Genomic DNA, 11,063 nt, shown 5'->3' with positions numbered 1-11,063 from the left:
TCCACTCCACAAATCGTCTTCTTCACGGTAACCTGCCTTGTCCATGCGATTGGAACTCAAGCGACTGTTCGGTCGTGCGTGACATGGCGAAGATCCCAAAGCTCATCCACGGTTGTGGCCGGAGGGGGTAACGGGCGACTTCGCCACGCGTCTTGGCCGGTGGCCACCGGCCAAGACGCTAAATCGCTTCCATCGCACAAATCATGCCCGTGCAGATACAAGGGGGCGTTGGCGTGTGGTTTCGGTTGCCTGCTGGTCTCGGCGCGCACACGGCCGCCGTGGCGGCGATCCTGGCTAGCCTGTGTCTGTCGACCGTAGCGGCGCATGCGCAATGCGTGCCCGATCCGGCAACGAGCGGGGCGACTGTCACCTGCAGCGGCCTCGTCCCCAGCGGTTTTGAAGCCGGCGCCGGCGTCAACAGTCTCACGGTCAACGTGCAGCCGGGAGCGACCGTTGGCGACAACGGCATAGCGGCGATCGGCCTCAACGACTCCAATACCGTCATCAATAACGGTACGCTTTCCGCTGCACCAGGAAGCACCGGCATCTTCGCGGGCCAGAACAACACGATCACCAACGCCGCGACCGGCTCCATCACGGTCGGCAACTTCGGCAACGGTATCTTCGTCGCAGGCAACAGCACGGTGACCAACGCCGGCACGATCACGACAGGCTTCACCTCTTCGCCCACGGCCGGCATCTTCGCGATCAACGACAACAACACCATCACCAACACTGCGGGCGCCAGTATTACGGTCGGCCACGACGCCGCGGGCATTGCTGTGCAGGGCAACAACGCGGTGATCAGCAACGCCGGCTCGATCACATCAGACGATTTCGGCATGGCTATCATCGCAGCCGGCGACAACACGAAGATCACCAACAGCGGCACGATCAACGTCGGCATGTTGGGCTATGGCATTATCTCGTTCCCGCTCTCCCTCGGCGCGTCCGGCACCATCACCAACACAGGCAGCATTGTCGGCGGCGACAGCACCACAGGCATCTTCGCGGTCGGCGATTCCCTCACCGTCACAAACGCGGGCACAATCACCGTCGGAAACGGCGCGCCGGCCGCCGGCATCAACGTCTCGACTGCCGGACCTGCCGGCACCAACCAGGTCATCAACACCGGGACCATCAATGTCGGCAGCGACGCCGTCGGCATCGTGGTCAACGGTGGCGGCTCTGTCTTCAACTCGGGCACCATCAACGCCGCCGCCGGTTTCGCTGCGATCGAATTCTGCGGCTGCGGTTTCGGCATCCCCAATGTCCTGACGCTCGGTCCGGGCAGCGTCATCCACGGCCTGGTGCTCGCCAACGGCGGCGACACCTTCCAGCTCGGCGGCAACGGCACCGGCACGTTCGACCTCGGCCTGATCGGACCGGGCAATCAGTATGATGGCTTCTCGACCTTCAACAAGGTCGACAACTCCAAATGGACCGTGACCGGCACCGGCGCGCAGGACTGGAACGTGCTCGGCGGCACGCTCGCGGTCGATGGCGTCATCAACGGCAGCGTGGCGGTCAGCGCCGGCGGCGTGCTCTCGGGCGTCGGCACGGTCGGCAACACCACGATCGCAAGCGGCGGCGCCTTCATGCCGGGCAATGCGGTGCCAGGCGCTTCCACCACGGTCGCCGGCAATCTCGCGCTCCAGTCCGGCGCGCTCTATCTGGTGCAGCTCAGCTCCACCACGTCCTCCTTCGCCCATGTGACCGGGGCGGCGACGCTCGCCGGTTCGGTCGGCGCCAGCCTGTCGCCCGGCAGCTCGGTTTCGAAGTGGCCCTATACGATCCTGACCGCGGATGGCGGCCTTGGCGGGACGACATTCAGCGGCCTCAATGTGGCCGGCCTGCCCGGCGCGCTGACGGCGGCGCTGAGCTATGATGCGACCAATGTGTACCTGACGTTCGGTCTCGACTTCGGCGCCAAATCCAGTCTCAACATCAATCAGCATAACGTCGCTGGCGGGCTGACCAACTTCTTCAATGCCAATGGCAGCATTCCCTTGCCGTTCGCATCGCTGACGCCGGCCGGCTTGACGCAAGCTTCCGGCGAGGTGGCGACGGGATCGCAGCAGGCGACCTTCAACGCGATGAACCTGTTCCTGGGATTGCTGACCGATCCGTTCGTCGCCGGCCGCAACGGCGACCCCAGTAACGGCGCGGGCGCAATGCCCTTCGCCGATATGGACGGCGCCAACGCCTACGCCTCAACCCGCATGGCGCGCAGCAAGCGCGAACGCGATGCCTACGCCGCCGTCTATCGCAAGGCGCCTGCCGCGCCGCCGGGCTTCGATCAGCGCTGGAGCGTGTGGGCCGCAGGCTTTGGCGGTTCGCAGACCACGGACGGCAACGCCGTGCTCGGCTCCAACAACGCGAGCAGCAACGTCTATGGCACCGCGGTTGGTTAGCGTCTCGCCGTCGCTGCTCGCGGGCTTTGCGCTTGCCGGCGGCGGCACCAATTTCAGCGTCAACGGCCTCGGCTGGGGCCGCTCCGACCTGTTCCAGGCCGGCGCATTCGCGCGCACCACCACGGGCCCGGCCTATCTCTCCGCCGCATTCGCCTATGGCTGGCAGGACGTCACCACGGACCGCTTCGTCACCGTCGCAGGTGTCGACCACCTCCGGGCCGAGTTCAACGCCAACACCTATTCCGGCCGGCTCGAGGGCGGCTATCGCTACGCCACGCCGTGGCTGGGCCTCACGCCCTATGCGGCGGCGCAGGTGACGACCTTCGACCTGCCGAACTATGCCGAGGCCGTGGTGTCCGGCGCCAGCACCTTTGCGCTGAACTACACCGCCAAGAGCGTCACCGACACGCGCACCGAGCTCGGCCTGCGCGCGGACAAATCCTTCGCCGTGCAGGACGGAATGGTGACGCTGCGCGGCCGCGCCGCCTGGGCGCATGACTTCAATCCGGACCGCGCCGCGAGCGCCGTGTTCCAGACGCTGCCGGGCGCGGCCTTCGTCGTCAACGGCGCGGCGCAGGCGCATGATTCCGCGCTCACCACGGCATCGCTGGAGATGAAGTGGCTGAACGGCTGGTCCGCGGCCGGAACCTTCGAAGGCGAATTCTCTGGCATCAGCCAATCCTACGCCGGCAAGGGCGTGGTGCGCTTTTCCTGGTAGCCAGAAAGCGTAGGGTGGGCAAAGCGCAGCGTGCCCACCATCCACGGTCGGTGCAAGAAAGGTGGGCACGCTGCGCTTTGCCCACCCTACAACGCGTTCCGTCAGAACGCCGCCGGAACGTACATCTCGGGCGGGATCGGGCCGCGGTGATAGTCGGGATTGCGGACGCGCGGCGGCAGCGCAACCGGGATGTGCTGCACCGACTGATACGGAATCTGTGTCAACAGATGTGAGATGCAGTTCAGCCGGGCGCGCTTCTTGTCCACGGCATCGACGATCCACCACGGCGAGTCGGGCAGGTGGGTGTGCTCCAGCATCGTCTCCTTGGCCTTGGTGTATTGCTCCCACCGCGACCGCGCCTCGACGTCCATCGGGCTCAGCTTCCACTGCTTCAGCGGATCCTGGATCCGCATCGTGAAGCGGAATTGCTGCTCGTCGTCGGTGATCGAGAACCAGTATTTGATCAGGATGGTGCCGGAGCGGATCAGCATGCGCTCGAACTCCGGCACCGACTTGAAGAATTCCTGGTATTGCTCGTCGGTGCAGAAGCCCATCACACGCTCGACGCCGGCGCGGTTGTACCAGCTACGGTCGAACAGCACGATCTCGCCGCCGGCCGGCAGATGCGCGACATAGCGCTGGAAGTACCATTGGGTCCGCTCCCGCTCGCTTGGTGCCGGTAGCGCCGCGACGCGGCAGATGCGCGGGTTGAGGCGCTGGGTGATGCGCTTGATCACGCCGCCCTTGCCGGCGGAGTCGCGGCCCTCGAACAGGATCACGACCTTCTTCTTCTCGTGCTGCACCCAGTCCTGCAGCTTCACGAGCTCGCCCTGCAGCCGTAGCAATTCCCGGAAATAGAGCTTGCGATCGAGCACAGGCAGGCCCGCCCGTGCAGCGTCGTCGAGATCGTCCAGCCGCATATCGTCGAGTTCGAGCTCGAGCTCCTCGTCGAGATTGTCGGCGATTTCCTGGTTGATGCGCTCGCGCAGGGCGGCTTCGTCGGTCAGGCTGGATGTGGTCATGGAGTGCTGTCTCTCGGCTGCTCACAGTCGGGATGTAGAGTTCCGGAATTGACGATGCTTGTGTGACATCGGAATGACGAGCGTCTCACACTGGCGTCGCAGGCGTGCTAAGAAGCTCCGCCAACAACGAAAAGGGATGGGAGACAGCCCAAATGATCGCGCTGACCGCAAACGATGTTTTGCCTGACGATGGCACCAACGGCACGCTGGTCGGGCGCGTCTGGTTGCCGCAGCTTCAAGGCCCGGCCGTGGTCGCTGTCCGCGGCGAGGGCGTGTTCGATGTGACCGCACGCTTTCCGACCGTCAGTGCATTGTGCGAGGAGGGCGATCCGGCCGCCGTGCTGCGCGCCATCAAGGGCGAGCCGCTCGGCGAGCTCGACAGCATCCTCGCCAACACGCCGCCGGACCGCCGCGATCGGCAAAAGCCGTGGCTGCTCGCGCCGCTCGATTTACAGGTGCTGAAGGCCGCCGGCGTGACCTTCGCCATTTCGATGCTGGAGCGCGTGATCGAGGAGCGGGCGCGCGGCAATCCCGCTTCCGCCGAGGCCATCCGCAAAGAGGTGGTGCGGCTGGTCGGCGACGATTTCTCCAAGCTCAAGCCCGGATCAGAGGAGGCGATGCGGCTGAAGCAGGTGCTGATAGAGCAGCAGGCCTGGAGCCAGTACCTGGAGGTCGGCATCGGCCCCGACGCGGAGGTCTTCACCAAGGCACCGGTGTTGTCCTCGGTCGGCACCGGCATGGATGCCGGGTTGCATCCGAAATCGACCTGGAACAATCCGGAGCCGGAGGTCGTGCTCGTCGTCTCGAGCCGCGGCAACATCGTCGGCGCCACGCTTGGCAACGACGTCAACCTGCGCGATTTCGAGGGACGCTCGGCGCTGCTGCTCTCCAAGGCCAAGGACAACAACGCCTCCTGCGCCGTTGGCCCGCTGCTCCGCCTGTTCGATGCCAGTTTTTCGCTCGACCATGTGCGCAACATGGATGTCGGCCTGACCGTGAAAGGACTGGACGGCTTCGTCCTCGAAGGCCACTCGTCGATCAGCAAGATCAGCCGCGATCCGACCGACCTCGTGGCGCAGACCATCGGACCGGTCCATCAATATCCTGATGGCTTTGCGCTTTTCCTCGGCACCATGTTCGCGCCCGTAAAAGACCGCGATGCGCCGGGCCAGGGCTTTACCCACAAGCGCGACGACATCGTCACCATCGCTGCCCCCGAGCTCGGCAAGCTCGTCAACCGCATGCGCTCAAGCGACGAATGCGAACCCTGGACGTTTGGTATCTCCGCATTGATGAAGAGCCTCGCAGTCCGTGGTTCGTAGGGTGGGTTAGTTAGCGAAGCGTAACCCACCACTTCTCGAGCCTCAAACTCCGCCGTCATTCCGGGGCGTGCGAAGCACGAACCCGGAATCCATTTCACCACGTGTTCTGCGGCTGGATGGACTCCGGGCTCGATGCTTCGCATCGCCCCGCAATGACGATGTGGATGCAATGGGTGCGACATAACAACCCGACGGGCAAATCAGCAAAAGTCTGTCCACCCCTCGCAGAAAAAACATTCCGCTTTCGCCGTCGGGCAAATCAGTGATTTAACTCCGCGCGTCTCACGGCGGATGAGGGGCGGCTCGCGATCGTCACGAACGTTGCGGTGAGATGCGGTGGACGCAGGTGTGGCGAAAGACGAACGCAGCATCAGCGGACGGCGAAGTCGTGTGGTCCTGGCGCCCCGACGCTGGCGCTAAGCTTCTTGTGAAGTGACGGTGGCAAAAGAGCCCGGTCACCGGGGAGAGCACGAAGTAAGCCGTAACACCATCGCGCAGGGAAAGCCGGAATGCTTCGGTTGAACCTGTGGTCCTACCCCCGTGCTTTTTGTTGCACGGGACCCACGGGTGCAACCAGCACCCGGCTTTCCCTGCGCCCTCTGATCGATGCGAGGGCGGAAACTGAAGCAAAGCTCGGGCACGTCGTGCTGCGAGAACGCGAACTCACATCCTCACGCTGTTTGAAATTTGAATCCGAACCCATCCCCGTCATTGCGAGCGCAGCGAAGCAATCCATAGTGCCGCTTGCGGAGAAATGGATTGCTTCGCTGCGCTCGCAATGACGGTGGAAAGAGTGGTGGCTCGCGCCACAACATCTCCCTGTGATTATGGGTCCCACCTTTGCTGGGGACGACATCATAGGATGGGTAGAGCGAAGCGAAACCCATCGCGATGGAGCAAGCTGCGCGAATGATGGGTTTCGCTGCGCTCTACCCATCCTACGGAATCGTAGCTCCGCCTCACACCGGCAGCGCGATCGAGTACTTCACCTGGCTCAATGCAAAACTCGACTCGATCGAGGCGATGCCGTCGAGCCGCGTCAGCTTGTTCTTCAGGAAGGCCTCATAGGAGGAGAGGTCGGCGGCGACGACGCGCAGGAGATAGTCGCGGTTTCCCGTCATCAGATAGCATTCCAGAACCTCATCCCATTTCGAGATCGCGCGCGCGAAGCGGTTGAGGTCTTCCTCCTTCTGCCGCGCCAGCTTGATCGAGATGAATACACTGACATGCAGTCCCAGCGCCTTCTGGTCGACGGTAGCGATATAGCGCGTGATCACGCCGCGCTGCTCCAAAAGCTTCACGCGGCGGTGACACGGCGAGACCGACAGGCCGACCTTGTCGGCGAGTTCCTGCATGGTCATGCGGCTGTCGGTCTGCAGCAGGCTGAGGATCTTGCGGTCGATGGCGTCTAGCGCTGGCATTGGGATGAACTCGCAGTTTGGAACCAGGACGTGGGAATTTATCCCAATCCTGGAAGGTATGTCGCAAGGATTTGAGATTTTTGCCGATGGCTCCCCCGCTAAAATCGGCGCATATTGAATCACGCCCGGAGCATGGTCATGGGAATTGCGCCCGCTCGCCTGGAGCTGTTGTCCGCGCTGGCGCGGAAAGTGCTCTGGCTGTCGTCCTGGACGATCCATCACGCCAACCATATCCGCCCCAACGCCGATGGGCTGAAGGTCGGCGGCCATCAGGCATCGTCAGCCTCGCTCGCCAACATCATGTCGGCGCTCTATTTCTCGGTGCTGCGCCCGCAGGATCGCGTCGCCGTGAAGCCGCATGCGAGCCCGGTGTTCCATGCGATCCAGTACCTGTTCGGGCATCAGTCCCGCGAGAAGCTGGAGAATTTCCGCGGCTACAAGGGCGCGCAGTCCTATCCGTCGCGCACCAAGGATGTCGACGATGTCGACTTCTCCACCGGCTCGGTCGGGCTCGGCGTGGCGCAGACGCTGTTCGCCTCGCTGGTGCAGGACTACGTCAAATCGCATGGCTGGATGAAGGACCGGCCCGAGGGCCGCATGATCGCGCTGGTCGGCGACGCCGAGATGGACGAAGGCAACATCTTCGAGGCGCTGCTGGAGGGCTGGAAGCACGGCCTGCGCAACACCTGGTGGGTGGTCGACTACAACAGGCAGTCGCTCGATGCCGTCGTGCGCGAAGGATTGTGGGCCAAGTTCGAAACCATGTTCCGCAACTTCGGCTGGGACGTGGTGATCGTCAAATACGGCAAGCTGATGCTCGAGGCTTTCGCCGAGCCGGGCGGGGAGGCGTTGAAGCGCTGGATCGATAATTGCCCGAACCAGATGTATGCTGCGCTCTGCTTCCAGGGCGGCGCCGCGTTCCGCAAGCATCTGCGGGACGACATCGGCGACCAGGGACCGGTCTCTGCCCTGATCGACCGTCGCAGCGATGAAGAGCTGCTGGCGCTGATGTCCAATCTCGGCGGCCATGACATGGCGAGCATGATCGAGGCGTTCGAATCGATCGACCATGATCGCCCGGTCTGCTTCATCGCCTACACCATCAAGGGCGTCGGCCTGCCGTTCCAGGGCCACAAGGACAATCACGCCGGGCTGATGACGGTCGCGCAGATGGAGAAATGGCGCGCCAGCCAGAACATCCGGCCGGGCCACGAATGGGAAAAGTTCGAAGGCCTGTCGCAGGATCCGGCCGCGCTCGAAGCGTTCCTTGGCGAGGCGCCGTTCAACCGCGAGGGGCGTCGTCGGCTGGAAGCGCCTGAGATTGAGGTGCCGCCGCAGCTCGCCTTCAAGCCGTCGGCGCAGATGTCGACGCAGCAGGGTTTCGGCCTGGTGCTGAACGAGATCGCGCGCGGCGACAGCGCGCTCGCCGCGCGCATCGTCACGGTGTCGCCCGACGTCACCGTGTCGACCAATCTCGGCGCCTGGGTCAATCGCCGCGGCCTGTTCGCAAAGGCGGAGAACCACGATCTGTTCCGGCAGGAGAAGATCCCCTCCGCCTACACCTGGGAATATTCGCCGAAAGGACAGCATTTCGAGCTCGGCATCGCCGAGATGAACCTGTTCATCCTGCTCTCGGCGCTCGGGCTGTCGCACCAGATCAACGGCGAGCGGCTGCTACCGGTTGGCACGCTCTATGATCCCTTCATCGAGCGCGGCCTCGATGCGCTGAACTATGCCTGCTACCAGGATGCGCGCTTCATGGTGGCGGCGACGCCATCAGGCGTGACGCTGGCGCCCGAAGGCGGCGCGCACCAGTCGATCAAGACGCCGCTGATCGGCATCGGCCAGGATGGGCTCACCGCATTCGAGCCTGCGTTCGTCGATGAACTCGCGGTGATGATGGGATGGGGCTTCCAGCACATGCAGGGTGAGGGCGCCGAGGGCGGCTCGGTCTATCTGCGGCTGTCGACCCGCACCATCGAGCAGCCGCAGCGGATCATGACGCCGGAGCTGCAGCGCGACATCACCGACGGCGCCTATTGGCTGCGGCGGCCGGGGCCGAACTGCGATATCGTGGTGGCCTATACCGGCGCGGTCGGGCCGGAGGCGATCGAGGCGGTTGGCTTCATCGGCGAGAGCCACCGCGATGTCGGTCTGCTTGCGATCACCTCCGCCGACCGGCTCCATGCGGGATGGACCGCGGCACGGAATTTGCGTCGCGACCGGCGCGGCGTGCAGCATCTCAGCCATGTCGAAAAGCTGCTCTCAGTCCTGCACCGCGACTGCGGTCTCGTCACCGTGCTCGACGGCCATCCGGCTTCGCTCGGCTGGCTCGGCAGCGTGCGCGGCCATCGCGTCGAGGCGCTGGGCGTGGAGCATTTCGGCCAGACCGGCTCGATCGGCGACCTCTATCGCCACCACGGCATCGACGCCAACGCCATCATCGACGCCGCCGAAACGGTGACCGTCGGCGCCCCGGTGCGGCACCGCAAAATGGCGGTGTGAGACAGGAGGAGGGAGAGGGGAGGGAGCGACAGCGGGCCGTCTTGCCACCATCGCGGGGCTGATCTTATATCCGGTATCCGCCGCCTGTCGGCGCACCGCATATGGCGGGTTCAACTCATCAAGCTTTCGTGCAAGGATGCCTGCCGAACGCTTCCGTTCTGTTCTCCATACGCCCCGCACAAGAGGTTTCCGATGGTCAACCGCCTGCAATTCTATATCGACGGCGCCTGGGTCGATCCCGTCGTCAAGAAGTCCACCCCCGTCATCAATCCGGCGACCGAAGAGGCGATGTATGAGGTGGCGCTCGGCTCCAAGGCCGACGTCGACAAGGCGGTGGCTGCCGCCAAGCGCGCCTTCGAGACCTATTCGCAGACCAGCCGCGAGGAGCGCGTCGCGCTGCTGACCAAGGTCGTCGAGATCTACAAGCGCCGCATGAAGGAGATCGGCGCCGCTGTCTCCGACGAGATGGGCGCCCCGCTGCCGATGGCGGAGAAGCTGCAGGCCGGCGCCGGCCTCGGCCATCTCATGAATACTTTAGAAGTGCTCAAGAAGTACGAATTCGAGGAGACCATGGGCACCGCCGTGATCGTCCGCGAGCCGGTCGGCGTCATCGGCATGATCACGCCCTGGAACTGGCCCTTGAACCAGATCGCCTGCAAGGTCGCGCCGGCGCTCGCGGCCGGCTGCACCATGATCCTGAAGCCGTCCGAGTTCACGCCGACCTCGGCGCTGATCTTCGCCGAAATCCTCGATGAAGCCGGCGTGCCGAAGGGCGTGTTCAACCTGCTCAACGGCCTCGGCCCCGAAGTCGGCGCCGCCATGAGCGAGCACCCGGATATCGACATGATCTCGTTCACCGGCTCGACCCGCGCCGGCGTCGATGTCGCCAAGCGCGCCGCGCCGACCGTGAAGCGCGTCAGCCAGGAACTCGGCGGCAAGTCGCCGAACGTCATCCTCGACGACGCCGACCTCGTGAAGGCGGTGACCGGCGGTGTGATGCACATGTTCAACAATTCGGGCCAGTCCTGCAACGCGCCGTCGCGGATGATCGTGCCATTGTCGAAGATGAAGGAAGTGGCCGCGATCGCCAAGGGCGTCGCCGACAAGACCAAGGCCGGCGATCCTCGCGGCGACGGCACCACCATCGGCCCGGTCGTCAACCGCGGCCAGTGGGACAAGATCCAGGCGCTGATCAAGAAGGGCATCGACGAGGGCGCCACGCTCGTCGCTGGCGGCCCGGGCCTGCCCGAGGGCGTCAACAAGGGCTTCTACGTCCGTCCGACCATCTTCGCCGACGTCACCAACGAGATGACGATTGCTCGCGAAGAAATCTTCGGGCCGGTGCTGACCATCATCGGCGCCAAGGACGAGGAAGACGCGGTGCGCATCGCCAACGACACGCCCTATGGTCTTGCCGGCTACGTCTCCGCCGGCACGGTCGAGCGCGCGCGCAAGGTCGGCCGCCAGATCCGCGCCGGCAACGTCAACCTGCAGGGCGTTCCGAACGAACGCACCGCGCCGTTCGGCGGCTACAAGCAGTCCGGCAACGGCCGCGAATGGGGCAAGTTCGGCCTCGAAGAATATCTCGAGGTGAAGGCCGTCGCCGGCTTCAACGCGGCGTAAGCCTTTCACGACACTATTGCGGCGCCGGGGCCTTCGCC

General features: G+C 64.3%; 5 protein-coding genes and 1 pseudogene. 4 read left to right on the top strand and 2 right to left on the bottom strand.

Features of this window, described 5'->3' with window-relative positions; translation table 11 throughout:
* The first annotated feature begins 203 nt into the window (after window positions 1–203).
* Window positions 204–3,132, top strand: a pseudogene (locus ACZYOF_RS07890) (autotransporter outer membrane beta-barrel domain-containing protein).
* 101 nt (window positions 3,133–3,233) lie between these two features.
* Here ACZYOF_RS07890 and ppk2 read toward each other — a convergent pair.
* Window positions 3,234–4,154, bottom strand: a complete 921-nt coding sequence (gene ppk2, locus ACZYOF_RS07885) for a polyphosphate kinase 2 (RefSeq protein ID WP_463715379.1) — start codon at window positions 4,152–4,154, stop codon at window positions 3,234–3,236.
* Window positions 4,155–4,306: 152 nt separating this feature from the next.
* Here ppk2 and ACZYOF_RS07880 point away from each other — a divergent pair, with 152 nt between their 5' ends.
* A complete protein-coding gene (locus tag ACZYOF_RS07880) occupies window positions 4,307–5,476 on the top strand; it encodes a fumarylacetoacetate hydrolase family protein (RefSeq protein ID WP_463715378.1) in 1,170 nt (389 codons plus the stop codon).
* Between the two features lie 959 nt (window positions 5,477–6,435).
* Here ACZYOF_RS07880 and ACZYOF_RS07875 read toward each other — a convergent pair.
* Window positions 6,436–6,897: an Lrp/AsnC family transcriptional regulator gene (locus tag ACZYOF_RS07875; RefSeq protein WP_130584072.1), complete on the bottom strand. Its 462-nt coding sequence runs from the start codon at window positions 6,895–6,897 to the stop codon at window positions 6,436–6,438.
* A gap of 138 nt (window positions 6,898–7,035) precedes the next feature.
* Here ACZYOF_RS07875 and ACZYOF_RS07870 point away from each other — a divergent pair, with 138 nt between their 5' ends.
* The gene (locus ACZYOF_RS07870; RefSeq protein WP_463715377.1) at window positions 7,036–9,402 is read left to right on the top strand and encodes a transketolase; all 2,367 of its coding nucleotides are present in this window, start codon (window positions 7,036–7,038) and stop codon (window positions 9,400–9,402) included.
* A gap of 192 nt (window positions 9,403–9,594) precedes the next feature.
* Window positions 9,595–11,025 carry an aldehyde dehydrogenase family protein gene (locus ACZYOF_RS07865; protein WP_282529577.1) on the top strand — a complete coding sequence of 477 codons (1,431 nt, stop codon included), beginning with the start codon at window positions 9,595–9,597 and terminating at the stop codon, window positions 11,023–11,025.
* Window positions 11,026–11,063: the final 38 nt, after the last annotated feature.

The sequence above is a fragment of the Bradyrhizobium sp. LeoA1Lang genome, from assembly GCF_055413685.1.
Note: the sequence above shows the minus strand (reverse complement) of the source record. Positions and strands in the feature narration are given on the sequence as shown.

Excerpts from the sequence above, each read along its gene's own strand:
- ppk2 (WP_463715379.1), bottom strand. The coding sequence starts at position 4,154 with ATGACCACATCCAGCCTGACCGACGAAGCCGCCCTGCGCGAGCGCATC.
- ACZYOF_RS07880 (WP_463715378.1), top strand. The coding sequence starts at position 4,307 with ATGATCGCGCTGACCGCAAACGATGTTTTGCCTGACGATGGCACCAAC.
- ACZYOF_RS07875 (WP_130584072.1), bottom strand. The coding sequence starts at position 6,897 with ATGCCAGCGCTAGACGCCATCGACCGCAAGATCCTCAGCCTGCTGCAG.
- ACZYOF_RS07870 (WP_463715377.1), top strand. The coding sequence starts at position 7,036 with ATGGGAATTGCGCCCGCTCGCCTGGAGCTGTTGTCCGCGCTGGCGCGG.
- ACZYOF_RS07865 (WP_282529577.1), top strand. The coding sequence starts at position 9,595 with ATGGTCAACCGCCTGCAATTCTATATCGACGGCGCCTGGGTCGATCCC.